Origin of the sequence: Providencia sp. CIM-Carb-044 (assembly GCF_033901115.1) — a bacterium.
GTDB classification, from domain to species: Bacteria; Pseudomonadota; Gammaproteobacteria; order Enterobacterales; family Enterobacteriaceae; genus Providencia; species Providencia hangzhouensis.
Genome location: NZ_JAXADV010000004.1, coordinates 304,199 through 328,699, shown reverse-complemented (window position 1 = coordinate 328,699; position 24,501 = coordinate 304,199). Strand labels below are relative to the sequence as shown.

The following is a 24,501-nucleotide window of genomic DNA, read 5'->3' as shown; positions in this document are numbered from 1 at the left end:
TAGCCACAACCCGAACTATTTTGAATATTGATATCGATATTTTATGGTTTGTGCTGTGGCGGTGTTGGCTGCACTCGACTGCTTGGGTCACATACTGGTGTATGCTCCCCAAGACATCCTCCTTTGCCGCCTTGCCACAACGTGAACTATCTAGAGTATTACGGCTAAAGTGTTATGGATAATAAGAACTAAGAACTAAGAACTAAGAACTAAGAACTAAGAACTAAGAACTAAGAACTAAGAACTAAGAACAAAATTGAATTTTATGAGGAGTTTGCTGTGGCGAAAGGGGTTAAAAGGGCATTTGTCTGTAATGATTGCGGGGCGGATTATCCGCGTTGGCAAGGGCAGTGTAGTGCTTGTCATGCATGGAATACCATTACAGAAGTGCGTCTGGCCTCCACAAATTCTTCATCACGTACTGACCGTTTAACGGGGTATGCAGGTAATGCGGCTGGGGTAAGTAAGGTTCAGAAGCTGTCTGAAATTAGCCTTGAAGAACTTCCTCGTTTTACTACGGGTTTTAAAGAGTTTGACCGCGTACTTGGCGGGGGAGTCGTACCGGGTAGTGCCATCCTAATTGGAGGTAACCCGGGAGCGGGTAAGAGTACCTTATTGCTGCAAACCATGTGTTTGTTGTCCCGTGAAATGAAAACCTTATATGTGACAGGGGAAGAGTCACTTCAACAAGTTGCGATGCGAGCGCACCGTTTAGGGCTACCGACTGACTCACTCAATATGCTGTCAGAAACCAGTATTGAGCAAATTTGTTTAACAGCGGAGCAAGAACAGCCCAAACTGATGGTGATTGACTCCATTCAAGTGATGCATATGGCGGATATTCAATCCTCTCCGGGCAGTGTGGCACAAGTCAGGGAAACCGCGGCTTATCTTACCCGTTTTGCGAAAACCCGTGGCGTTGCCATTATTATGGTTGGTCACGTCACTAAAGATGGCTCATTAGCAGGACCTAAAGTCCTCGAACACTGTATTGACTGTTCTATCATGCTAGATGGTGATGCGGATAACCGCTTTCGTACCTTACGTAGCCATAAAAACCGCTTTGGGGCAGTCAATGAGTTAGGCGTATTTGCCATGACAGAACAAGGGCTTAAAGAGGTCAGTAATCCTTCTGCAATTTTCCTAAGTCGTGGTGACGAAATTACCTCAGGTAGCTCCGTGATGGTAGTATGGGAAGGGACAAGGCCGCTGCTGGTAGAGATCCAAGCGCTAGTAGACCATTCGATGATGTCTAACCCACGGCGTGTTGCGGTCGGGCTTGAACAAAACCGTTTGGCCATTTTATTGGCAGTATTACACCGTCATGGTGGCTTGCAAATGTCAGATCAAGACGTTTTTGTCAACGTCGTGGGTGGGGTAAAAGTAACTGAAACCAGTGCGGATTTAGCACTATTACTTTCTTTGGTTTCGAGTTTTCGCGACCGCCCATTACCTAGAGATCTGGTGGTCTTTGGTGAGGTGGGGCTTGCAGGGGAAATTCGCCCAGTTCCAAGTGGTCAGGAACGTATCTCTGAAGCAGCAAAACATGGTTTTAAGCGTGCTATTGTGCCCCATGCGAATATGCCAAAGAAATCACCGCCAGATATGAAAGTGTATGGCGTGAAAAAGTTAGCGGACGCATTAAGTATTTTGGATGAACTATAAGCTTTTAATCTAGGGTAAAAGGAAAATACATGGCTGAATTTGACTATCTTAAAAACGCAATCAAACGAGCGGGTTACACGCTCCAGCAAGTTGCGGATGCGACAGATATGACCAAAGGCTATCTCAGCCAGTTGATTAACGACAAAATTAAAAGCCCCAGCGCACAAAAAATCGCGGCATTGCATCGTTTTCTAGGCCTTGAGTACCCTATTCAGCAAAAAACGATTGGCGTGGTGTTTGGCAAATTTTATCCATTACATACTGGGCATATTTATTTGATTCAACGGGCATGTAGCCAAGTCGATGAGCTCCACGTCATTCTCTGCCATGATGAACCCCGTGATAAAGACTTGTTTGTTAACAGTTCTATGTCTCAACAACCCACAGTAAGCGACCGTTTACGCTGGTTATTACAAACTTTTAAATACCAAAAGAATATTCATATTCACTCATTTGATGAAAATGGCATAGAGCCATATCCACACGGTTGGGAAGTGTGGAGTGATGGAATGAAAGGCTTTTTGAAAAAGCATAATATTAATCCAAGTTTTATCTATTCAGGGGAAGTGAATGACGTGCCGCGGTATAAAAAATACTTAGGTATCGAAACCATCTTGATTGACCCTGAGCGCACGTTTATGAATATCAGTGGTAACCAAATTCGCCAAGCGCCATTTCGTTATTGGGAATATATTCCAACTGAAGTGAAACCCTTTTTTGTACGTAAAGTCGCTATTCTTGGGGGCGAGTCAAGTGGTAAATCCACATTAGTCAATAAGTTAGCGAATATTTTCAATACATCCAGTGCATGGGAATATGGCCGTGACTATGTGTTTAGCCACTTAGGTGGTGATGAGATGGCATTGCAATATTCTGACTACGACAAAATCGCCTTGGGACACGCTCAATATATTGATTTTGCAGTAAAATATGCTAATAAAGTCGCATTTATTGATACCGACTTTGTCACGACTCAAGCTTTTTGTTTGCGCTATGAAGGCAAAGAGCACCCATTTGTTCAGGCATTGATAGACGAATACCGATTCGATTTAGTCATAGTTTTAGAGAATAACACTCCTTGGGTAGCTGATGGTTTAAGAAGCTTGGGGAGTGATAAAGACCGGAAAGCTTTCCAAGGCTTACTCATTGAAATGCTTAAGAAAAACAATATTGAATTTGTGCGTGTAGAATCTTCAGATTATGACACACGCTTCTTAGAGTGTGTCACCCTTGTTCAGCAGTTACTGATGTTGGATGACTTATAAAGCCTCACAATAAAAAACGGCATCTAATGACGATGCCGTTTTGATTCTATCTATATGATATCGATCCCTTAAATAATTTGAATTATAGGTAGGCGGCAAGAGAGTGAGTCCCTAGGAGCATACACCAGTATGTGACTAGGGCTCACGAAAGCAGCCAACACCGCTATAATTCTAAATTATGACAGGGATTATTTGGTCATACGCTTATACTTCATACGATGTGGCTGCAATGCTTCCGCGCCTAACGTCCGTTTTTTGTAATCTTCATATTCAGAGAAGTTACCTTCGAAGAACGTAATATTACCTTCGTCTTGGTAATCAATAATATGGGTTGCAATACGGTCAAGGAACCAACGGTCATGGGAAATAACCATAGCACAGCCAGGGAACTCTAACAGGGCGTTTTCCAGCGCACGTAAAGTTTCAACGTCGAGGTCGTTGGTTGGTTCATCGAGTAACAGGACGTTACCGCCCACTTGCAGTAATTTGGCTAAGTGTAAACGGCCACGTTCACCACCAGATAACTCACCAACACGTTTACCTTGGTCAACGCCTTTAAAGTTAAAGCGACCCACATAAGCGCGACTTGGAATTTCAAAGTTACCAATACGCATGATGTCTTGGCCGTTAGAAATTTCTTCCCAGACAGTTTTGCTGTCGTCCATCGCATCTCGGAACTGGTCAACAGAGGCAATTTTCACGGTATCACCTAACGTGATTGAGCCAGAGTCCGGTTGCTCTTGGCCCGATATCATACGGAACAGAGTGGATTTACCCGCACCGTTAGGGCCGATAATTCCCACAATTGCCCCTTTCGGGATTGAGAAATTCAGGTTATCAATCAGAACGCGATCACCATAAGATTTACTTAGGTTTTCAACCTCGATAACTTTATCCCCTAAACGCGGCCCAGGTGGAATAAATAGCTCGCTGGTTTCATTACGTTTTTGATATTCAACGCTATTGAGCTCTTCAAAGCGAGCCAAACGCGCCTTACCTTTAGCCTGACGGCCTTTTGGATTTTGGCGGATCCACTCAAGCTCTTTCTCGATAGATTTACGACGAGCGGCTTCTGTGGAGGCTTCTTGCGCCAAACGTTCATCTTTTTGCTCAAGCCAAGAAGAGTAGTTACCTTCCCAAGGAATACCTTCACCACGGTCAAGTTCGAGGATCCAACCCGCGACGTTATCTAAGAAGTAACGGTCATGCGTGATAGCCACAACAGTACCTTCGTAGTCGTGTAAGAAACGCTCTAACCAGGCAACAGACTCGGCATCCAAGTGGTTGGTTGGCTCATCGAGCAGCAACATATCGGGTTTTTCGAGTAGTAAGCGGCAAATGGCGACACGACGACGTTCACCCCCAGAAAGGTTTTCAATTTTAGCATCCCAAGCTGGCAGGCGCAGTGCATCCGCCGCTCGCTCTAATTGGTTGTCTAAATTATGACCATCTTGTGCGGAAATAATGGCTTCTAACTCGCCTTGCTCTTTCGCGAGTTTATCGAAATCTGCCCCTTCTTCCGCGTAAGCTGCATAAACTTCGTCTAAGCGTGTTAATGCATTTTTCACTTCGCTAACCGCTTCTTCAACAGCTTCGCGTACGGTGTGCTCAAGGTTTAGCTTCGGTTCTTGCGGAAGATAGCCGATTTTCAGACCCGGTTGTGGACGTGCTTCACCTTCGATATCGGTATCAATACCCGCCATAATACGCAGTAACGTTGATTTACCGGCACCGTTAAGACCTAAAACACCGATCTTAGCCCCCGGAAAGAAGCTCAGAGAGATATTTTTTAAAATATGACGTTTCGGTGGAACAATTTTTCCAACCCGATACATACTGTAGACGTATTGAGCCAATTTATTTACCTTTTGATTTGTAAAGGGAATTTTAGTTTTTTAGTCTATTTTTGCTTTAACAAGCTTAGGCTGAAAAGCATTTAATAAACAGCTATATAATTTTCTAGAACTATACCTGAACATCAGAAGATCATCCATCCCTCTCAGTGATACAAGCTTGATGACTTTCTATTATCAATTTGTGGGTGTATAGTGTGTCTATACGCTATACAAGGAGTTGGCCATGATAAAAAGTTTTAAACATAAAGGAATTGAACACTTTTTTAAAATGGGCATTACGTCTGGTATTCAATCGAAGCACATAACAAAGTTACGGGTACAACTGACTGCGCTCAATGTTGCTAAAAAACCACAAGATATGTCTGCACCAAGTTGGAATCTCCATCAATTAAAACGGGGAGATTTGCAGCATCATTGGGCAATATCAGTGAATGGAAACTGGCGACTCACATTTAAATTTGAGGGTGAAGATGCCATTCTCGTTGATTATCAAGATTATCATTAAGTAAGGTGAACATAATGAGCAAAATGCATAATCCAGTACATCCGGGTATCGTTTTACGTGAATATTTAGAGGGTATTTCAGTCACTGAAGCTGCAAAAGCATTGGAGGTAACACGTACAACTCTCTCGCGTATTCTCAACGGTAATAGCGGTATTTCGGCAGGTATGGCGATACGATTAGAAATGGCACTCGGAACCAGTGCTGAAATGTGGGTTGAGATGCAAGCCCAGTATGAACTTTGGCAAGCTTCTTTGGAAAAACGCCCCGCCATTAAACCTTTATTTCCGCGGAGGGAAGGTTGTAAGTCATTCATGGACTGAATGGTACGTAAAAGACTGTAAAGTCGAAAAATTCAAGAACTCTCTGCTGTTACTAAATAAAAACTTTCGGTAGCATTAACATTATTGATATATGTTTAATATACCTATAATCCTTCAAGTCGCAGCGCTTTTCGTTGAGGTATAAGTGACTACGCTCAGCTAGCCGAGTCGCATAGTTTATCTATGCCCCTGTCTATCTTCGCTTGTCGCTTGCCTGCAACTCGAATTATTTGGGGTATATATAGGTTAAGGTCTTTCCTGTATTTTGACTTTAGTTTAGCGATGGAGCGAGTGAATATGAAAGGTTGGTTAGCGGCAGTACCTGTGACAATGTTGCTGGTTTCCAGCGCAGTATGGGCGGATTCCTTACAGGCACAACGGGAGCGTTATCAGGCAATTAAAGTTGCATGGGATGCCAATAAAATGGATGAAGTCGAGCGCTTGCTGCCGACCTTGCATGATTATCCACTTTACCCTTATCTCGCTTATCGTGAGTTAACTCAAGACTTGGATATTATCTCGCCACGACAAGTTCAGGAGTTTATTAATACCTACCCAACCTTGCCTGTCGCTAAAAATCTCAAAACACGCTTTGTCAACGAACTAGCTCGCCGCCAAGAGTGGAAATCGCTGCTTGAATTTAGCCCTGAGGCGCCAAAACCTGCCGAAGCCCAATGTAATTTTTATTTTGCTAATTGGGCTGTGGGAAATAAACAAGTTGCTTGGCAAGGGGCAGAAAAAGCTTGGTTAAATGGCCGTTCAATGCCGAGTGCTTGTGATAAATTATTTAACGAATGGGAAAAAGCGGGTTATTTAACCCCTGAGATGACCCTTGAACGTATTAATTTAGCCATAAAAGAGGGCAATACATCGATTGCTAGTTATTTAGCAAAACGCTTACCAACCAGTTATAAAACGATTGGTGATGCGCTAGTGAAATTACAAAATGACCCAGCCTCAGTCGTGACATTCGCTAAAACGATGACGCCAACGGATTTTACTCGCCAAGCCACCATCGCGGCCTTTAGCCGTTATGCGCGCCAATCTCCTGATGCGGCTCGTACAGTACTTAATAGCATAAGTTCTGCACAAAAAATGAATATGGCAGAAAAGCAGTTACTTAAAGACAGTATTGCTTGGCAATATATGGGTGATGTGACCCCTGAACAGGCCCAATGGCGTGATGAGACCATTCAAGAAAGCAATTCATCGTCATTGAAAGAGCGTCGTGTTCGTTTAGCGTTGGGAGCTGGTGATAAAACCGGTGTCGCGTCATGGTTAAAACGCTTGCCAGCGGAAGTGAAAAATAAAGAAGAGTGGCAATATTGGCAGGCCATCACGTTAATTGATGCAGGTAAAAAAGCAGAAGGTGAGACGTTACTTCGCCAATTAACTGAAAAACGCGGTTTCTACCCAATGGTTGCAGCACAAGTCTTAGAAGTAGATTACCCTGTATACGTTAAAACGGCCGTTAAGCCAGACTCAAACATTAATAAACTCCCAGAAGTTCAGCGGGTTAGAGAGTTAATGTATTGGGAGCTAGACAACCTCGCTCGTTCTGAATGGGTGAGTTTAGTGGCATCGCTGCCAGCAAACCAGCAAGAGCAATTGGCTCGTTATGCGTTTGATAATAAATGGGCGGACCTCAGTGTTCAAGCGACTATCACAGCTAAACTTTGGGATCACCTAGAAGAACGTTTCCCATTAGCATGGGATAAAGAATTCAATTTATATACCAAGTCGAAAGATATTCAAAAAAGCTATGCAATGGCCATTGCTCGCCAAGAAAGTGCATGGAACCCACAAGCTCGCTCGCCCGTTGGTGCGACAGGTTTGATGCAGTTGATGCCAGCGACAGCAAAACATACCGCACAAAAGCAAGGTATTAATTATGTGAATGCGAGCCAGTTGACCAATCCTACGACCAATATTGAACTAGGGACGGCGTATCTGGAAGATGTTTATCAGCAATTTGGTAATAACCGTATTTTAGCCAGTGCGGCTTATAATGCAGGCCCATCCCGTGTGACTCGTTGGTTAGGTAACAGTGGTGGGCGTATTGATGCAGTCGCATTTGTTGAAAGCATCCCGTTCTCAGAAACCCGCGGTTATGTGAAAAATGTTCTATCGTATGATTTATTTTATCGACATTTTATGGGGCAGAAGAATAGTAAGGTGTTGCTTTCGAATGAATGGAATATGAAATACTAAAAATACTCTTCATATTTCGAATTGTAGGGGTGTTGGCTACGTTTGCTAACCCTAGTCACATACTTGTGTATGCTCCTAGGGCTTAGCATCACTTGCCGCCTACCTACAATCCGAACTATTTTGAGTATTCATATTTTTATATTTCGATTTATAGGGGCTTCGTATGTTAGCTTTAGTTGCATACAGGTGTATGCTCCCCGAGCTATCCTCGCTGGTCGCCTAGTCACAACTCAAACTATTTAGCGTATTAACGCAGTAACTAAATGAAATTTGGTTATTTTTTGTATTGTTGAAGCTTGAAAAGCGTTTGGTTGATGATTTCTAATAAGAGTGTGTTATTATTTGTACTAGTTAAATAGTATGGGTGGATAAACGATGACAGCAAATCAACAACATGACCCGGCGCTGACTGCCGATGAGAACGCTGACTGGCTGCGCTTTGTGAATTTATTACAATTGGCATTTGAACAAGATATTCATCTGCCAGTTCTTCAGTTATTACTCACGCCAGATGAGCGTACAGCGTTAGCGACTCGCGTTAAAATTGTACAAGAACTGATGCGCGGTGAAATGAGCCAAAGAGAACTGAAAAATGAGCTAGGAGTGGGAATAGCAACTATTACTCGGGGTTCGAATAGCTTAAAGTCAGCTCCTATTCCTGTGAAGGAGTGGTTAGAGCAGCAACTTCTCTAAAATATGCGTCATATTTCAAATTGTAGGGGTGTTGGCTTCACTCATTTGCCCTAGTCACATACTTGTGTATGCTCCTAGGGTCTTATTCGCTTGCCGCCTACCTACAATCCGAACTATTTAGCATATAAATATGCGTCATATTTTGCGCTGTGGCGTTGTTGGCTGCATTCGGTTACCCGAATCACATACTTGTGTATGCTGCTGCTCTCTTGCCGCTTTTTTCCCACAATCCGAGCTATTTAGAATATAAAGGGTATTTATATTTTAGATAAATAGGCATAAAAAAAAGTATGGTTTCCCATACTTTAGTGTGAAAAGAGTGGTGTTTAATCGCACATGCAATTTTAATTATTTTAAGTATAATTAATCTTCTACTTGGTTTAGCTCTTTATAAATTTCATGCTTAATGGGAACTAAAGCCAATATCAAGGCTTGTTGGTAAACACTAGTGCGAGTTAATACCCCATCAGTGAAAAAACCAATGGCACCACCTTGTTGTTTGATATTATCGATGCCTGTTAAAAAGGCCATTTCATCACCGAGTTCGCGGCCTTCACGAATACCCGCCAGAATTTTTTCTGGGATCATAATACTGGCAGAGCGAGATTCGCCGCGTATTTGCTTATGCTCAATCACTATCCAAGCAAATGTCATATCGTCTTCGATACCTGCTTCAATACCAACCCAAAAATCCGCTTCGGGGCGAACTTGCCTAGAGGCCATAACGCGCTGTCTAGCCCCAGTACGGGTTTCATTATTACCGATAGGTTGCTGTGGAACACTGCTATCGACATTAATATCTTCAATTTGATAACTGCCAGCCCCAAAAACAGCATCGAAAGCAAGATGAATCGCTTTAATTTTGGCAGGATTAGTCGTTGCAGCTATAACTTGGTACATTAATTATTTTCCTTTGAACACATACTTCGAAAAGTAATAACGGAACACATCTATGTTACAGGTTTATCTTGTTCGCCATGGCGAAACTGAATGGAATTTAGCTCGTCGCATCCAGGGACAATCCGATAGCCCTCTGACCGCCACTGGACGACTGCAAGCAAGGCAGGTGGCTGAGAGGATAAAGTCAGAAGGCATTACCCATATTATCACTAGTGATATGGGACGCACACTGGAAACTGCACAAATAATTGCAAGTGTATGCGAATGTGAAATTACCACAGAACCGCGTCTACGTGAACTAAATATGGGCGTTCTTGAACAAAGAGCAATAGAGTCGTTAACGCCAGAGGAAGAACAGTGGCGCAAAAGCTTAATTGATGGGACTCGTGGAGGACGAATTCCAGAGGGTGAATCAATGGAGGAGCTGTATACACGTATGTTTGCAGCACTAAATAGCTGTTTAGATTTGCCTGAAGGTAGCCGCCCACTGATTGTTAGCCATGGTATTGCGCTAAGTACGTTAATTAGCCGTATTATGGGGGTTCCTGCCTATTCAGAACGCCGTCTACGTTTACGTAACTGTTCGTTATCTCGTGTTGATTACCAAAATAGCCCATGGCTTGCGAATGGTTGGATAGTTGAAACAGCCGGTGAGGTTACACACTTATCGCAGCCAGCTCTCGATGAGCAACAAGGTTAACTATTTAGAAAAAGGAGTTTCAACAAACTGAAACTCCTCTGCTTTAAGGGGTTATGGTCGAACCTGTTTTGATTGGTACATAATAATCAAAGGTATCGATGTGTGTCTTGGGGTCATCATTTTCTGGGGTGATATGACGTAAATCGATGTTTTTTAATCGATAATGTTCGATATCATAACCTGGTCGACGCGTTAAATTCAGCTTAGGCAAATATACGCCATAAATTTGGTACAAAAACTCTTGTAATGCATCTCGAGTTGGCGTCCCATTGAACGAAAATTTAACATAATGGCCACTTGGTAGCGTTAAACTCGTGTACTGGTCAGTGTTAAAACTCGCATCCTCAGGTTTTACCGCAGTGGTATAGAATACCGTTTGTTCATCTTCTTTTTCTGGATTATGAATGGCATGGTGCAAGCCAAAAACTTCAGACGCAATAGTCGTCGTATTATCCAAATAGTAGTGCCAAAATGTTTGGCGCATTTGGGAACAAGCGGTCGACCACTCTTCTAGCGCATAAGAGCAACTTTGTTCCAAGCCAACCAGCTCTTGTGCTGGCATTTGTAGGAATTCATGTTCAATATTGGTGTGATTATCTAAAATAATCGGTGGACAAATACCTGCAGCGCACCATTCTTCACTCCGACGATAAAACGCTGGAGTTAGGTTAAATTGCTTTTTAAAGGCTCGAGTAAAAGTTTGTTGCGAATCAAATCGATACTGCAGAGCAATATCAAGAATTGGTCGGCTTGTTAGCCGCAATGCAACCGCTGCACGAGAAAGCCTTCTAGCTCGAATATAAGCCCCAATCGCTTGGTCTGTCACCTCTTTGAACATTCTTTGTAAATGCCACTTAGAGTAGCCCGCTTTTGCGGCAACATTATCTAGCGAGAGTGGTTTATCCAGATTGTCATCTATCCAGCGAAGCAAGTCGCGAATAATATTAGTTTGATCCATGTATATCCCCAGCCAATGCGACTTATAGAACAGATATAATCTATCAATGAATTGCTATTCTATATCAAGTTATCTTTTTCGTTTATAGTAAATGAGTTGTATTTGATAATTAGTTAAGAAAGTGAATAATAAATCTTGTGCCACTACGAGGTTTTATCGATTTTTAGTTGAATAGGAAATTCAGTATGCGTCGTTCCAGATTAAAAAATATCGTACTTGCAGCATTATTATCAGCGTTGCCGAGCATCACATTTGCTGAAGAAATCGGTTCAGTCGATACTGTTTTTAAAATTTTCGGCCCTGATCATAAAATTGTTGTTGAAGCATTTGATGACCCTGATGTTGACAATGTGACTTGTTATTTAAGTCGTTCAAAAACAGGGGGGATCAAAGGGGGTTTAGGTTTAGCAGAAGACACCTCTGATGCTGCCATTTCATGTCAGCAAGTTGGGCCAATTGAGCTAAATGACCGTGTCAAACGCAAACCGACGAAAGGGCAAGTTGTCTTTCAAAAACGAACGTCTTTAGTCTTCAAAAAATTACAGGTTGTACGCTTTTACGATCCAAAACGTAATGCATTAATTTATTTGACTTATTCAGATAAGATGATCGACGGCTCACCAAAAAATGCGTTAAGTGCAGTACCGATTATGCCTTGGTGATTAATTAAGATGATAAAAAACCGGCTATTTAGCCGGTTTTTTGAATATCAATTCAAAATTGATTATTCGTCTAAATCACCGCAAAAGCGATAGCCTTCACCGTGGATGGTTGCAATGATTTCTGGCGTATCAGGTGTTGATTCAAAATGTTTACGAATACGACGGATCGTTACGTCAACAGTTCTATCATGTGGTTTCAATTCACGGCCTGTCATTTTCTTCAGCAGGTCTGCGCGAGTCTGAATTTTTCCTGGGTTTTCACAGAAATGTAGCATCGCACGGAATTCACTACGTGGTAATTTGTAGTGTTCACCAGCAGGGCTGACTAATGAACGGCTGTTGATGTCTAATTCCCAACCATTAAACTTATAGCTTTCCACTAAACGACGTTCTTCCGTACCACCCGCTAAATTCATAGTACGAGACAGTAGGTTGCGCGCACGAATAGTCAGTTCACGTGGGTTAAATGGTTTAGTGATATAGTCATCAGCACCAATTTCAAGGCCAAGGATTTTATCGACTTCGTTATCACGTCCTGTTAAGAACATTAACGCAATGCTTTCTTGTTCACGAAGTTCGCGAGCAAGTAGTAAACCGTTTTTACCTGGTAAATTAATATCCATGATGACTAAATTGATGTCATGCTCAGAGAGAACATTATTCATCTCTTCGCCATCAGTTGCCTCATGAACCACATAGCCTTCCGCTTCAAATATGCTTTTAAGCGTATTGCGTGTGACAATTTCATCTTCAACAATCAAAATGTGTGGGGTCTGCATAGTTGCTACCTAAAGTATTAAAATAAAAATACTGAACTCACAAGCCGTTTCCAGTTAGGTGGTTATTGATATTTTTCTCTGGAAAAACACGTTTATGAGTATAAATTTGTTTTGAAATTCAATAGTGCCATTATGTTGCCATCTTGGGCAAAAGACTTTAACAACAAGCCAAAATATAAGCACTTTCCCAATATTGTACTGTTAACAGCAATATAACAGCTAATACTGCATTTACCACCTAAAAAACTAACTTTTGTTGATACATATCAAAATCAATTGTAGCACGTTAACAAAAATTGTTAGGTAGATAATTATATAAATTAATGCAGTGTTTAGGAATCAGATAGCGTCTAAAAAAGGGGAATAGTTGATACCCAAGGGGGCTTCGGCTGGGTATTAATGAATATAGTCTTCAATGGGTTAAATATACCATCATAAATAATGTTTAATTTGTGACTTACCTCCAATTTTGAAATGTTATTTTGCTACAAAAAAAGGTGAAAAATTTATCTTGTTAGAGATAACGGGATGTAAATATTTAGTCTGTAATTTTTTGTTTCATTTAATTAGGAAAAATGCTTATTTTGTTTTGATGCGACTAATTTTTAACAACTCCATAACATTTGTTTGTAATTTAAACGAATGAAAAAATCATGAGGCTAAGTATCAATACGTACCTGTGTAATCTGTTGCTATTGGCGCTCATGTATTGATGAGCATGGGGGTAAATGATAAGAAATATAGCTGCTAAATGCATCAATTAACCTGGTCGTTGTTGCTCATCTTCTCATCTTGATTCTCTTCACAGGAAATTACTGAAGGCTATCTCTATTGCCTATTTAATAGTCATTTTGGTTTTTTATTGAGTAAAAAATTATTAATCTTTAAATATTTGTTATCTTGGTTTTTAACACTGCATTTGATGTAATGAGTGTCTTTTTGTGGATGAGTTTTTCGTGCTGGTAGATAATTTATCGAATAAAAAAAGGGAGATAAAAGGGATGTTTTGCAAATAAATTTGACAAAATATACCAATTGCTTTAACCGTATAGAGAGAAACTTAAAGAATCTAAGAGACAGACAGAATCTATGCGTAATATCAGCCTGACTATTATTATTACCACCACCACCGTAACCACAGGAAACGGGGCGGGCTGACGCATCCAAAAAATAAAAATGAAAAAGCCCGCATACTTAACCGATGCGGGCTTTTTTTTGGTGTTAATTCAGGAGAGAAATACCATGCGTGTGCTTAAATTTGGCGGTACTTCGGTTGCAAATGACGAACGAGTACTGAATGTTGCTGACATCGCTGAAAGTAAACTAGCAGATGGACAAGTGGCTTTGGTGCTATCTGCACCAGCAAAAATCACAAACCATCTGGTTGCTATGATTGAAAAAACGGTTGCAGGACAAGATGTCATCACGCATGTTAATGATGCTGAAATGATTTTTGCTAACCTTTTAAAAGGATTAAAAGAAAAACAACCTGGTTTTGAATATGATCGGTTAAAAAAACTGACAGAACAAGAATTCGCACAAATCAAACAAGTACTGCATGGTATTACTCTTCTCGGGCAATGTCCGGACAGCATTAACGCATCAATTATCTGCCGTGGTGAAAAGCTCTCTATCGCCATGATGGAATCAGTGCTAAAAGCACGCGGCCATAATGTGACGGTTATTAACCCAGTTGAGAGCTTACTCGCGAAAGGTCATTATCTTGAATCTACGGTTGATATAAATGAGTCAACTAAACGTATTGCCGATTTAAATATACCGAAAGATCATTTTGTCTTAATGGCAGGTTTCACAGCGGGTAATGAAAAAGGTGAATTAGTAGTATTAGGCCGTAATGGGTCTGATTATTCTGCTGCGGTTTTAGCGGCCTGCTTACGTGCTGATTGTTGTGAAATTTGGACTGATGTTGATGGGGTCTATACTTGTGACCCGCGTTTGGTGCCTGATGCGCGTTTGTTAAAAGGCATGTCATACCAAGAGGCCATGGAGTTATCCTACTTCGGAGCCAAAGTTCTTCACCCTCGTACCATCGCCCCAATTGCTCAATTCCAAATCCCTTGCCTGATAAAAAACACCACTAATTTAAGCGCTCCAGGTACTTTAATTGGTGATGGCCAAACCGATGAAAGCACGCCAGTGAAAGGGATCACCAATCTGAATAACATGGCGATGATCAACGTATCCGGCCCCGGAATGAAGGGGATGGTGGGGATGGCAGCTCGCATTTTCTCCGTCATGTCTCGCAAAGGGATCTCTGTCGTTCTGATCACACAGTCTTCATCGGAATACAGTATTAGTTTTTGTGTTCCGCAAAATGAGTTAGTGAGAGCTCGCGCTGCACTGGAAGAAGAATTTTACTTAGAGCTGAAAGATGGCGTACTTGATCCACTGGATGTGATGGAGCAGTTAGCGATTATTTCAGTTGTGGGGGATGGAATGCGCACTTTGAAGGGCATTTCGGCGCGTTTCTTCTCGGCTTTAACTCGCGGTAACATCAACATTGTCGCTATCGCACAGGGGTCTTCTGAACGTTCTATTTCTGCCGTTATTGCCAATGAGTCTGCCACAACAGCGGTACGCTTATGTCACCAAATGCTATTTAATGCAGAGCAAGTTATCGAAGCCTTTATCATCGGTGTGGGTGGTGTTGGTAATGCATTAATTGAACAAATTCACCGCCAGCAACAATGGTTAAAACAAAAGCATATTGATCTGCGTGTATGTGGTATTGCAAATTCACGTGCAATGTTAACGGATATGCAAGGGATTGATTTAGATAACTGGAAAGCGGAGCTAGCGGAAGCGAAAGAGCCATTTAGTTTAAGCCGTTTAATTCGCTTAGAACGTGAATACCATTTCTTGAACCCTGTCATTATTGATTGCACATCAAATCAGGAAATCGCAGAGCAGTATGTCAATTTCTTGAAAGACGGCTTTAATGTGGTTACACCGAATAAAAAAGCCAATACATTATCGATGGATTACTACCATCAATTACGTGCGGCAAGTGAAACCTCGAAACGTAAATTCCTCTATGACACTAACGTAGGTGCAGGGTTACCAGTTATTGAAAACCTACAAAACTTACTGAATGCAGGGGATGAATTGGTTCACTTTAGCGGAATTTTATCAGGCTCTTTATCATTCATTTTTGGTAAATTAGACGAAGGTATGTCTTTATCAGAAGCCACAACACTTGCGAAAGAAAAAGGTTTCACAGAACCAGATCCTCGTGATGATTTATCAGGTATGGATGTTGCGCGTAAATTATTAATTTTAGCGCGTGAAGCGGGTTATCATTTAGAACTGCAAGATATTGAAATTGAACCTGTTTTACCTTCTGACTTTGATAGCAGTGGCCCTGTTTCTGAGTTTATGGCACGTTTGCCACAACTCGACGAGCAATTTGCACAGCGTATAAAAGCCGCAGAAGCGGAAGAAAAAGTGTTACGCTATGTTGGGCTGATTGAAGAAGGGCGCTGCCAAGTGAAAATCGTCGCTGTTGATGGCAATGACCCACTCTTCAAGGTTAAAAATGGTGAAAATGCACTGGCTTTCTATACACGCTATTACCAACCAATTCCTTTAGTATTAAGAGGTTATGGCGCAGGTAATGATGTTACTGCTGCTGGTGTATTTGCGGATATGCTGCGTACCCTTTCATGGAAATTGGGAGTTTAATAAGTGATTAAAGTTTATGCACCGGCTTCAATTGGTAATGTGAGCGTCGGGTTTGATGTCCTTGGGGCAGCTGTTTCGCCTGCTGACGGTTCACTATTAGGTGATTGTGTAACAATTGAAGCTGCGGATACTTTTTCCCTGACGAATCAAGGAAAATTCGTTGCTAAGCTGCCGAAAAAAAATGAACACAATATTGTTTACCAGTGCTGGCAGTTGTTTTGTGAGCGCCTTGGTAGGCCATTAAATGTCGCGATGACGCTTGAAAAAAATATGCCAATTGGTTCAGGGCTCGGTTCTAGCGCCTGTTCTGTTGTCGCTGCACTGATGGCGCTTAACGAATTTGCAGAGAAACCATTCGATGATACTCAACTGCTTGGCATGATGGGGGAGCTCGAAGGGCGTATTTCAGGAAGTGTGCACTATGATAACGTCGCACCGTGTTTTTTAGGTGGTTTGCAGCTGATTATCGAACAAAATGGCATTATTTCTCAGCCTGTACCTGCATTTGAAAATTGGTATTGGGTTATGGCTTACCCTGGAATTAAGGTATCGACAGCAGAAGCGCGTGCGATCCTGCCTGATAGCTATCCACGCCACGATATAGTAAACCATGGCCGATACTTATCAGGGTTTATTCATGCATGCCATACAAACCAGCCGTTACTTGCCGCAACGATGATCCAAGATGTTGTCGCAGAACCTTATCGTACACAATTATTACCCGGTTTTGCGGCAGCACGTCAAAATGCAAAAGAAATCGGTGCATTGGCTTGTGGTATCTCTGGCTCAGGGCCAACATTGTTTGCTATTTGCGATGAGAAACATATCGCTGAAAAAATGGCGAGCTACTTGCAACAACATTATATTCAGAATGATGAAGGCTTTGTGCATATCTGCCGTTTGGATCTGGCCGGGGCAAGGACAATAGGGTAAATAATGAAACTGTATAATTTAAAAGATAACAATGAACAAGTAAGTTTTGCACAAGCGGTTAAGCAGGGGTTAGGTAAGCAACAAGGTTTATTTTTTCCTCAAGACTTACCTGAGTTTACAGCGGCTGAAATCGACGAATTATTAAAATTAGATTTCGTCACACGTAGCAGCCGAATTTTAAGTGCCTTTATTGGTGATGAAATTCCACAAGAAGAATTAGCTGCACGTGTTAAAACCGCGTTTGCTTTTCCTGCGCCAGTTTCTAAGGTTGAAGATGATGTAGCAACGTTGGAGTTATATCATGGGCCAACACTCGCATTTAAAGACTTCGGTGGCAGATTTATGGCTCAGGCATTGGGCCAAGTAGCTGGTGAGCAGCCGGTGACCATTTTGACTGCCACTTCTGGGGATACAGGAGCCGCGGTTGCACACGCATTCTATCGTCTTAAGAACGTGCAAGTTGTTATTCTCTATCCAGAAGGAAAAATTAGCCCGCTGCAAGAGAAACTCTTCTGCACGCTGGGTGAAAATATTCATACGGTTGCGATTAAAGATGACTTCGATGCATGCCAGGCATTAGTAAAACAATCATTTGATGATGAAGAGCTGAAAAAGGCGTTGTATTTAAACTCGGCGAACTCGATCAATATCAGTCGTTTGTTAGCTCAAATTTGTTATTACTTCGAAGCCGTCGCGCAGATCCCAGCAGAAAAACGTGATCAATTAGTGATCTCGGTTCCGAGTGGTAATTTTGGTGACCTTACGGCAGGTTTATTAGCTAAATCAATGGGCCTACCGGTTAAACGCTTTATTGCAGCAACTAACGTAAATGACACTGTGCCGCGTTACCTTGTTGATGGGCAATGGAAACCAAAGCAAACTGTGGCAACATTATCGAACGCCATGGATGTCAGCCAGCCAAACAACTGGCCTCGTATTGAAGAGTTATTCCGCCGTAAAGGTTGGTCCCTTGATGAATTAGGCCATGGAGCGGTGAGTGACGACGTGACTAAAGAGACAGTACGTGAATTAGATAAAAAAGGGTATTTATCTGAGCCACATGCTGCGGTTGCTTATCGTGTGCTTCGTGACCAGTTGCAAGAAGGTGAATACGGGCTGTTTTTAGGCACGGCACACCCAGCTAAGTTTAAAGAAAGTGTTGAAGAAATTCTTAATAAGGCAATACCTTTACCGAAAGAGTTAGCAGAGCGTGCGGAACTACCACTACTCTCACACTTTTTACCATCTGACTTTGCACAATTACGCGCATTTTTAATGAAATTAGCACCTAAGCAATAAAAATTGCAAGTGTACGAAAAACGGAAGCGAAAGCTTCCGTTTTTATTGGTAATACCATCTTTTATAAAAATAATTATATGGTTTCATATTGCCACATCACTTATTCACTTCTAACGGATTTATTTATCACATTGAGCTAATGCTAATACCATCGTGCCCATCTCTACCGCCATCAGGTCCACCGCGTCCTCCTTTTCCTCCTTGGCTACCATTGCCCCCATTGCCACCATTACCACTACCAGAGCCGTTGCCCCCATTACCTCCGTTACCGCCATTAGTTCCCCCGTGTCCTCCATTTCCCCCATTGCCATTTACAGTTCCATTCCCGCCGTTCCCACCACTACCACCACCATCTCCATCACCGCCATTTCCGCCATCACCTCCAGTTACACTGCCATTACCGCCATTTCCTCCATTGCCATTACTGCCTTTTTCTGCGTTTCCGCCATTGCTACCATTACCGTTATTTGATCCTGTTCCGCCATTCCCTCCATTTTGGCCATCACCACCGTGTCCACCATGACCACCGTGTCCACCATGACCACCTTGACCATCATTTCCAGCTTGACCCGAATTTCCGTTTTGTCCATAACTTACAAAGCTAAACATTTTAGAATAGTAATATTGGCCATGGAGTATCGAACATACTTTATTATTAATTTCATTTATATTGAGTTCATTTTTTAATAAACAATTAGATGGGGTATTAAATAAGGAGTGAGAGTATGCTGAAAATGAAATAGAACTAATTAATAAGACGCCAAGTGAAATGTAATTTTTATACATGATAAATTCCTCTGTTCCCCCCTCATCGAGTGAGGAGGGAAATATTTAGTGACGAGATATATTATCTACCGTTGCCGCCATTACCGCCGTTACCACCATGGCCGCCATTCCCTCCATTACCGCCATTTCCTCCATTACCACCGTGACCGCCATTCCCTCCATTTCCTCCATGGTTTTGTTCATAAATAGTAGAATAAGTCGAAGTATTGTCAGAATGTTTTTCTTGGAAAGAAGTTGCAGATGCTAGAATTGGGAATAATAAAGATACTATGACAATAGATGCTTTATACATATAAAATCCTCGATTAAAAGTTTAAATTGAAGTGAACTGCAAGGAAATTGTAATTCATGATTTTGAATAAGTAATTAATATTTTCATCTAAGAGTGAAATTAAATTTATTCCACTGTTAATATAAAATAACATTATTTATTTTTTTTGTGCATATTTTAAATGATTTATTAATAATGAATTATTTGAGATAATTAATTAATAATTTGCTAGGCAATGTTTTGTTTTAAAATTAATTGTCATAAGATTAGGGTTTTATGGGGTAGGATAGTAAAGTGGAATATATTAAAATACAATTCCACTTTACCATTGATTTTAACAGCATATAGGCCTGTGTTTCCTAATGTAGTATATTAAAAGGATATAAGGCTATATATTATGAAGGGAATTTACCTTAAGCTTTGTTTGATGTCTTCTGAATTTTATTTGATGTTCAGCCAAACATCATCATCATCTCCGTTATAGGCTACGTTTACGTCTATATCTAGGATAGGTGGCTCTGGTGGGAAAGGAAGAATAGGAGTAGCGAAAGAGAGAGTTGGAAATAATAAAAATGCAAATATGATTGATTTTTTAAACATATAATCACCTTTTAAAGTTAGTATTGAAATGAACTGCTTAGAAATAATAACTTATTTTTCTTGATGTTCAATAAATATTCAATCAATTTAGTAATAAAAAATGAAATTGGTCAAATAAAATCTATTCGTTGTGTCTATAACTAAATTTTATTTTTTTAATTTAAAACCATATTAATATTTATTTAATAATATGGTTTTAAAGTTATAATTAATTATTTTTTGAATATCCTATTATTTTACTTTGTATAGAAGCAGATGAACTATTTTTATGAAAGTTTAACATGGTGACGGCTTTTTCATTTTCATTCATATCGGAAAATGGTTTTGCAACTTTTACCATCGATTTTTTATAGTTAGGTGATTGGTTTTGGTGGCTACTGATCATATTCTGCATTGCTGGGGAGGTACTATTTTGAGTAAAATTCAATGCGGTAGCAGCTTGAGTATGTCTATCTAATTGAAGAAATGATTGGGTTGAGTTGATATTATCGTTGACTGAAATACCCGCCTTACTCAAGTGGTCATTAATCGATTTTTGATTAGAATACGATGTATTATTCTCAGTGAAATTTAATGCATTCGCTGCATTATAATGTATTTCTTTTTCTGTTTGAGCGGTTGCTACATGTGTTGTTACAGTTACAAGTGTTAAAGCAAAAATAATTTTTTTCATTACAAATCCTTATTAAGTTAGATAATTTATCTTGTAACTATAATAAGGCTTTATTTCTGTCTGAATACTGACAACAAGATGACAAAATTGCCATTTATGGTAGATATTTAATTTGGTTCCTTAGGTAAAAATACAGTAAAACGTGTTGAAAAATCATCTGATGTTACAGTGATTCTTCCCTTATGCGCTAATATGATTGATTTGACGATAGCCAACCCAATTCCGCTCCCTTCATTTTTTCTTTGTCTTGATTTATCTACTCGATAAAATCTGTCAAAGAGTTTTGCTAAATGTTCTTCTGGTATTTTCATGCCGGGATTGCTGATAATTAATTCAATACCATTTTTTACATTCGAAATATTAATACTGACAGAATCCCCCTTTGGGGTATAGCGGATAGCATTTGATATTAAGTTAGTAATTGCTCTTCTTAACATATCTTTATCGGCCATAATAGGGTCTGTATCACCAATTAGCTTAAGCTTTATTTCATTCTCTTCCGCGAGATATTCAAAATAATCAAATATGAGCTCTATTTCAGTTTTAATATTAATAACTTTTTTCTCAGGGATAAGCCTATTATCATCTGCTTGAGCAAGAAAAAGCATATCAGAGATCATTCGTGATAGACGGTTATATTCTTCTAAATTAGAATATAACACTTCAACGAGTTCTTCTTTACTGCGATTTTTACTCAAAGATATTTGGGTTTCAGTCATTAAATTAGTGATAGGTGTACGCATTTCATGAGCTATATCTGCTGAGAAATTCGTTTGTCTTACGAAAACATCTTCAATTTTGACTAACATCTGATTAAATGATTTTGTTAATTGTTTTAATTCATTAGGTACAGAATCAGGGTCTAAACGCACACTTAAGTTTTCGGAAGTGACATTTTTGATTTCATCGCTCACATCTTTAAGGGGTTTTAATCCTTTAATTACAAGGAAATAAACGACAAGAATAGTAAATAAGCACAATATAATAGCGCTGACAATTAAATTATTTATTAATGAACTCAGATAATCATGATGAAAATTTAATGATAATGCAGTAACCAACCGATATTGTTTAGACTCTGAAGGGGAATCTACCTGAATAATAATTTCAGATAGGCGATAATTTTTAAGCTCTTCTTGGTTATTTTTATGAGGATCATAATTTTTTAAGTACGTAATGAGCTTATCTGTTGCATTGGGAGATATTAATTCATTTCCTTTTTTATCAATGAGATAAATAGTAATGTCTTGGTGCTCATTAATAATGGTTTTAATACGTGCATATTGTTCACTTTGTGAGTCTGTATTGTTATTTAACAAGCTACGGATCGTTAGGTTCAACTGGTTAAGTGTGTATTCATCTTGCTGTTTAAAATGCAACATAACCGAATTGATCATGATCGAGCTAAATAGTAACAAGGAGAGGGAGAGAGTAATACTGATCAAAACAATAAGACGAATTGAAATAGAGACAGGAGATCGAAAAAATTTAATCATTTTCAGGGATCTCAAGTAAATAGCCCATTCCCCTAATAGTATGGATCAATTTAGGTTCATAGCCTTGATCTATCTTAGCTCTTAATCTTTTCACTGCCACATCAATCACATTGGTATCACTATCAAAATTCATATCCCACACTTTTGAAGCGATAAGAGAACGAGAAAGCACTTCACCTTGATGAAGAATAAAAAATTCCAATAAAGAAAACTCTTTACTGGTGAGTATAATTTTATCATTTTCACGGGTAACGCGTCGCTTAATCAGGTCAACATGCAAGTTAGCAATGGTAAACTGTGTTTTTTGGATGCTGCTGTTGCCTCTGCGTAATAAAGTTCTTACTCGAGCGAGTAACTCCGAAAAATCAAATGGTTTAACGAGATAATCATCAGCACCTAACTCTAGTCCTTTGACTCGATGCTCAACATTACCTAATGCAGTGAGCATCAGTATTGGTGTATTTTTTCCTGAATTGCGTAAGTTCTTTGCAATTTCCCAGCCGTTAATATCAGGTAACATCACATCAAGAATAATTAAATCATAGTCTTCAGTTGTGGCCATATGCAGGCCAGTAATACCATTTTCGATTGCATCAACAATAAACCCGGACTCACTTAAGCCTTTAGACAAGTATTCTCTCGTTTTATGTTCATCTTCAACAATAAGTAATTTCATCTCAGACCTATCAGCCAGGTAAATAATGCAGCCATTCTAAGCACTACAGCAACGAAATGTAAAATGACAAATTTGTCATTTTCATGTCATCAATCTAACAGGAGGTCTTTTTTACTATAGCTCCAATTTTAATTACTAGAGGCATGGCTATACCATGTATTCCCCAAAAATATTAATAATAGCTTATGCCTTAACTTTGACGGGCTGTGTTTCGCTCGCTCCTGAATATCAACGCCCTAACCTTAATTTACCTCATCAATTCAATAGTCATGTTTCTGATGCAGCAAAGCAGGCTCAAACTGAATTATTGTTCCCTAGTTGGGAACAATTTATTCAAGACCCTCAAATGAAAAACGTGATAGAAATTGCACTAGAGAAAAACAGCGATTTATACCTTGCTGCGTTAGATGTAGAGGAAGCTCGTGTACGTTTTGGGCTCGCGGGGGCAGAAAAATATCCTCAAGTTAATTCATCGATGAGTGGTGATTATAGTCAGTCGTTAGAGAGCGGGTCATCCTTTAATAAGAAATACAGCGTAGGCATTGATATCAGCTATGAGCTGGATTTTTTTGGGCGTATCAAAAATTTATCTGATGCAGACAAAGCAAAGTTTATTGCTTCTCAAGAGATGAGCCGTGCGACACAAATCATCACGATTAAAACAGTAGCAGAAGCGTACTTAGATGTGGTGTATAACCAAAAGCTATTATTAATTGCACAAGAGACGAAACAAAGTTATCTCAATAGTCAATCAATTGTAATGCAAAAAGTGGCGGCAGGAAAAGCCGCGCTATCAGACCTAGAACAAGCTAAAGGGCAAGTACAGTCTATTTCTATTAATATCGAAAAAATTGAAAGTGAAATTGCAAAAAATGAAAATTTACTGAATTTTTTGACAAATGACTATGCAACAAAAATAAACTTAGATCTAGGACGCTACGAGCCAAACTATCCTTTAATTACGACACCTCCAGATATTCCTTCTGAAATATTGCTAAAGCGCCCGGATATTATGGCTGCGGAGCAAAACATTATTTCTGAGAATGCCAACATCGGTGTAGCGAGAGCGGCTTTCTTTCCTTCTATTTCCTTTAATACGGGAGTTGCAAACAGTAATGATTCTTTAACGGGGTTATTTGACTCTTCAAATGGTATTTGGAATTTTATTCCTAAAATTACGTTACCTATCTTTACTGGGGGGACTAATAGCCGAAATTTAGAGTTGGCAAATATTAGAAAAAATAAAGCGATTGCTAATTACGAAAAAAGTATTCAAGTAGCGTTTCGAGAAGTGAAAGATGCCTTAGTGATCAAATTGAGTTTAGAAAAACAACTTATCTCCCAAGAGCAATATGTCAACACGCTGCAAAACGTCTTAACACAGAAACAAGCAAGTTATCGATATGGTGGTTTAAGTTATCTCGATGTTCTCGAAGCGCAGCGTAGCTTATTTACAGAACAGCAAAACTTATTGATGTTGAAAATAGAACAGCAGAAGAATGAAATAAATTTATTCTCTGCATTAGGTGGCGGATTAATCAAATCATGAGG

24 protein-coding genes and 1 other annotated feature are annotated in these 24,501 nt (G+C 40.0%); of the genes, 14 read left to right on the top strand and 10 right to left on the bottom strand.

All coding sequences use genetic code 11. The features are described from left to right. From SJ312_RS10980 to nadR, 3 genes are all read left to right on the top strand, one after another. Window positions 1-182: hypothetical protein (locus SJ312_RS10980; protein WP_319867659.1), on the top strand; the 182-nt coding region annotated here is incomplete at its 5' end. Between the two features lie 97 nt (window positions 183-279). Then, on the top strand, window positions 280-1,665 hold the full coding sequence (gene radA / locus SJ312_RS10975) for a DNA repair protein RadA (protein WP_110592434.1): 1,386 nt from the start codon (window positions 280-282) through the stop codon (window positions 1,663-1,665). 29 nt (window positions 1,666-1,694) lie between these two features. Beyond that, on the top strand, window positions 1,695-2,930 hold the full coding sequence (gene nadR, locus SJ312_RS10970) for a multifunctional transcriptional regulator/nicotinamide-nucleotide adenylyltransferase/ribosylnicotinamide kinase NadR (protein WP_094962742.1): 1,236 nt from the start codon (window positions 1,695-1,697) through the stop codon (window positions 2,928-2,930). 188 nt (window positions 2,931-3,118) lie between these two features. On the opposite strand, the gene ettA is transcribed toward nadR, so the two are convergent. Beyond that, on the bottom strand, window positions 3,119-4,786 hold the full coding sequence (gene ettA / locus SJ312_RS10965; RefSeq protein ID WP_004914750.1) for an energy-dependent translational throttle protein EttA: 1,668 nt from the start codon (window positions 4,784-4,786) through the stop codon (window positions 3,119-3,121). Window positions 4,787-5,009: 223 nt separating this feature from the next. On the opposite strand from ettA, the gene SJ312_RS10960 reads away from it, so the two are divergent. The 4 genes from SJ312_RS10960 (at window position 5,010) to trpR (ending at window position 8,515) form a co-directional block, all read left to right on the top strand. After that, window positions 5,010-5,291 (top strand): type II toxin-antitoxin system RelE/ParE family toxin, encoded by a 282-nt coding sequence (locus SJ312_RS10960; RefSeq protein ID WP_004905698.1) that lies wholly within the window; start codon window positions 5,010-5,012, stop codon window positions 5,289-5,291. 14 nt (window positions 5,292-5,305) lie between these two features. Further along, window positions 5,306-5,611, top strand: coding sequence for a HigA family addiction module antitoxin (locus tag SJ312_RS10955; RefSeq protein WP_110592433.1), 306 nt, complete (start codon window positions 5,306-5,308; stop codon window positions 5,609-5,611). Between the two features lie 297 nt (window positions 5,612-5,908). Continuing rightward, the gene (sltY, locus tag SJ312_RS10950) at window positions 5,909-7,822 is read left to right on the top strand and encodes a murein transglycosylase (RefSeq protein WP_187710554.1); all 1,914 of its coding nucleotides are present in this window, start codon (window positions 5,909-5,911) and stop codon (window positions 7,820-7,822) included. A gap of 375 nt (window positions 7,823-8,197) precedes the next feature. Then, a complete protein-coding gene (gene trpR, locus SJ312_RS10945; protein WP_094961916.1) occupies window positions 8,198-8,515 on the top strand; it encodes a trp operon repressor in 318 nt (105 codons plus the stop codon). Between the two features lie 363 nt (window positions 8,516-8,878). On the opposite strand, the gene yjjX is transcribed toward trpR, so the two are convergent. After that, window positions 8,879-9,415: an inosine/xanthosine triphosphatase gene (gene yjjX / locus SJ312_RS10940; RefSeq protein ID WP_004914743.1), complete on the bottom strand. Its 537-nt coding sequence runs from the start codon at window positions 9,413-9,415 to the stop codon at window positions 8,879-8,881. Window positions 9,416-9,467: 52 nt separating this feature from the next. On the opposite strand from yjjX, the gene gpmB reads away from it, so the two are divergent. Beyond that, window positions 9,468-10,115 carry a 2,3-diphosphoglycerate-dependent phosphoglycerate mutase GpmB gene (gpmB, locus tag SJ312_RS10935; protein WP_004905690.1) on the top strand — a complete coding sequence of 216 codons (648 nt, stop codon included), beginning with the start codon at window positions 9,468-9,470 and terminating at the stop codon, window positions 10,113-10,115. A gap of 43 nt (window positions 10,116-10,158) precedes the next feature. Here the strand turns inward: gpmB and robA are convergent, their stop codons facing one another. Further along, a complete protein-coding gene (robA, locus tag SJ312_RS10930) occupies window positions 10,159-11,073 on the bottom strand; it encodes an MDR efflux pump AcrAB transcriptional activator RobA (RefSeq protein WP_004905689.1) in 915 nt (304 codons plus the stop codon). A 185-nt stretch (window positions 11,074-11,258) separates the two neighbouring features. Between robA and creA the strand changes: the two genes are divergently transcribed. Beyond that, on the top strand, window positions 11,259-11,735 hold the full coding sequence (creA, locus tag SJ312_RS10925) for a protein CreA (RefSeq protein ID WP_004905686.1): 477 nt from the start codon (window positions 11,259-11,261) through the stop codon (window positions 11,733-11,735). A gap of 62 nt (window positions 11,736-11,797) precedes the next feature. Here the strand turns inward: creA and arcA are convergent, their stop codons facing one another. Continuing rightward, window positions 11,798-12,514: a two-component system response regulator ArcA gene (gene arcA / locus SJ312_RS10920; RefSeq protein WP_004905684.1), complete on the bottom strand. Its 717-nt coding sequence runs from the start codon at window positions 12,512-12,514 to the stop codon at window positions 11,798-11,800. A 1,089-nt stretch (window positions 12,515-13,603) separates the two neighbouring features. On the opposite strand from arcA, the gene thrL reads away from it, so the two are divergent. The 4 genes from thrL (at window position 13,604) to thrC (ending at window position 18,448) form a co-directional block, all read left to right on the top strand. Further along, on the top strand, window positions 13,604-13,672 hold the full coding sequence (gene thrL / locus SJ312_RS23500; RefSeq protein ID WP_071548816.1) for a thr operon leader peptide: 69 nt from the start codon (window positions 13,604-13,606) through the stop codon (window positions 13,670-13,672). Further along, window positions 13,611-13,732 (top strand) — a sequence feature (Thr leader region). (Overlaps the previous gene by 62 nt.) Before the next feature lie 24 nt (window positions 13,733-13,756). Further along, entirely contained in the window at window positions 13,757-16,216 is a 2,460-nt protein-coding gene (gene thrA, locus SJ312_RS10915) for a bifunctional aspartate kinase/homoserine dehydrogenase I (RefSeq protein ID WP_110592622.1), read from the top strand. A gap of 3 nt (window positions 16,217-16,219) precedes the next feature. Further along, complete coding sequence (thrB, locus tag SJ312_RS10910; protein ID WP_004905678.1) at window positions 16,220-17,149, top strand: homoserine kinase; 930 nt, start codon at window positions 16,220-16,222, stop codon at window positions 17,147-17,149. Window positions 17,150-17,152: 3 nt separating this feature from the next. After that, a complete protein-coding gene (gene thrC, locus SJ312_RS10905; protein WP_004905677.1) occupies window positions 17,153-18,448 on the top strand; it encodes a threonine synthase in 1,296 nt (431 codons plus the stop codon). 126 nt (window positions 18,449-18,574) lie between these two features. Here the strand turns inward: thrC and SJ312_RS10900 are convergent, their stop codons facing one another. The 6 genes from SJ312_RS10900 to SJ312_RS10875 form a co-directional block, all read right to left on the bottom strand. Then, window positions 18,575-19,234 (bottom strand): hypothetical protein, encoded by a 660-nt coding sequence (locus SJ312_RS10900; RefSeq protein ID WP_319867655.1) that lies wholly within the window; start codon window positions 19,232-19,234, stop codon window positions 18,575-18,577. Window positions 19,235-19,295: 61 nt separating this feature from the next. After that, window positions 19,296-19,526, bottom strand: a complete 231-nt coding sequence (locus SJ312_RS10895; protein WP_036958562.1) for a hypothetical protein — start codon at window positions 19,524-19,526, stop codon at window positions 19,296-19,298. 420 nt (window positions 19,527-19,946) lie between these two features. Further along, the gene (locus tag SJ312_RS10890; RefSeq protein ID WP_164564571.1) at window positions 19,947-20,105 is read right to left on the bottom strand and encodes a hypothetical protein; all 159 of its coding nucleotides are present in this window, start codon (window positions 20,103-20,105) and stop codon (window positions 19,947-19,949) included. 208 nt (window positions 20,106-20,313) lie between these two features. Continuing rightward, window positions 20,314-20,778 (bottom strand): hypothetical protein, encoded by a 465-nt coding sequence (locus SJ312_RS10885; RefSeq protein ID WP_094961922.1) that lies wholly within the window; start codon window positions 20,776-20,778, stop codon window positions 20,314-20,316. Window positions 20,779-20,885: 107 nt separating this feature from the next. Beyond that, complete coding sequence (locus SJ312_RS10880; RefSeq protein ID WP_153673994.1) at window positions 20,886-22,274, bottom strand: Cu(+)/Ag(+) sensor histidine kinase; 1,389 nt, start codon at window positions 22,272-22,274, stop codon at window positions 20,886-20,888. After that, a complete protein-coding gene (locus SJ312_RS10875) occupies window positions 22,267-22,950 on the bottom strand; it encodes a heavy metal response regulator transcription factor (RefSeq protein ID WP_110592427.1) in 684 nt (227 codons plus the stop codon). The genes SJ312_RS10880 and SJ312_RS10875 overlap by 8 nt, the downstream gene beginning before the upstream one ends. 154 nt (window positions 22,951-23,104) lie before the next feature. Between SJ312_RS10875 and SJ312_RS10870 the strand changes: the two genes are divergently transcribed. Next, window positions 23,105-24,499, top strand: coding sequence for an efflux transporter outer membrane subunit (locus tag SJ312_RS10870; protein WP_110592426.1), 1,395 nt, complete (start codon window positions 23,105-23,107; stop codon window positions 24,497-24,499). Window positions 24,500-24,501: the final 2 nt, after the last annotated feature.

What these genes read in the sequence shown, in the direction of transcription:
- gpmB (WP_004905690.1), top strand. Translation starts at nt 9,468, where the DNA reads ATGTTACAGGTTTATCTTGTTCGCCATGGCGAAACTGAATGGAATTTA.
- nadR (WP_094962742.1), top strand. Translation starts at nt 1,695, where the DNA reads ATGGCTGAATTTGACTATCTTAAAAACGCAATCAAACGAGCGGGTTAC.
- SJ312_RS10890 (WP_164564571.1), bottom strand. Translation starts at nt 20,105, where the DNA reads ATGTTTAAAAAATCAATCATATTTGCATTTTTATTATTTCCAACTCTC.
- SJ312_RS10875 (WP_110592427.1), bottom strand. Translation starts at nt 22,950, where the DNA reads ATGAAATTACTTATTGTTGAAGATGAACATAAAACGAGAGAATACTTG.
- sltY (WP_187710554.1), top strand. Translation starts at nt 5,909, where the DNA reads ATGAAAGGTTGGTTAGCGGCAGTACCTGTGACAATGTTGCTGGTTTCC.
- SJ312_RS10955 (WP_110592433.1), top strand. Translation starts at nt 5,306, where the DNA reads ATGAGCAAAATGCATAATCCAGTACATCCGGGTATCGTTTTACGTGAA.
- yjjX (WP_004914743.1), bottom strand. Translation starts at nt 9,415, where the DNA reads ATGTACCAAGTTATAGCTGCAACGACTAATCCTGCCAAAATTAAAGCG.
- SJ312_RS10885 (WP_094961922.1), bottom strand. Translation starts at nt 20,778, where the DNA reads ATGAAAAAAATTATTTTTGCTTTAACACTTGTAACTGTAACAACACAT.
- SJ312_RS10900 (WP_319867655.1), bottom strand. Translation starts at nt 19,234, where the DNA reads ATGTATAAAAATTACATTTCACTTGGCGTCTTATTAATTAGTTCTATT.
- creA (WP_004905686.1), top strand. Translation starts at nt 11,259, where the DNA reads ATGCGTCGTTCCAGATTAAAAAATATCGTACTTGCAGCATTATTATCA.
- trpR (WP_094961916.1), top strand. Translation starts at nt 8,198, where the DNA reads ATGACAGCAAATCAACAACATGACCCGGCGCTGACTGCCGATGAGAAC.
- SJ312_RS10870 (WP_110592426.1), top strand. Translation starts at nt 23,105, where the DNA reads ATGTATTCCCCAAAAATATTAATAATAGCTTATGCCTTAACTTTGACG.
- robA (WP_004905689.1), bottom strand. Translation starts at nt 11,073, where the DNA reads ATGGATCAAACTAATATTATTCGCGACTTGCTTCGCTGGATAGATGAC.
- thrC (WP_004905677.1), top strand. Translation starts at nt 17,153, where the DNA reads ATGAAACTGTATAATTTAAAAGATAACAATGAACAAGTAAGTTTTGCA.
- thrA (WP_110592622.1), top strand. Translation starts at nt 13,757, where the DNA reads ATGCGTGTGCTTAAATTTGGCGGTACTTCGGTTGCAAATGACGAACGA.
- SJ312_RS10880 (WP_153673994.1), bottom strand. Translation starts at nt 22,274, where the DNA reads ATGATTAAATTTTTTCGATCTCCTGTCTCTATTTCAATTCGTCTTATT.
- SJ312_RS10895 (WP_036958562.1), bottom strand. Translation starts at nt 19,526, where the DNA reads ATGTATAAAGCATCTATTGTCATAGTATCTTTATTATTCCCAATTCTA.
- SJ312_RS10960 (WP_004905698.1), top strand. Translation starts at nt 5,010, where the DNA reads ATGATAAAAAGTTTTAAACATAAAGGAATTGAACACTTTTTTAAAATG.
- arcA (WP_004905684.1), bottom strand. Translation starts at nt 12,514, where the DNA reads ATGCAGACCCCACACATTTTGATTGTTGAAGATGAAATTGTCACACGC.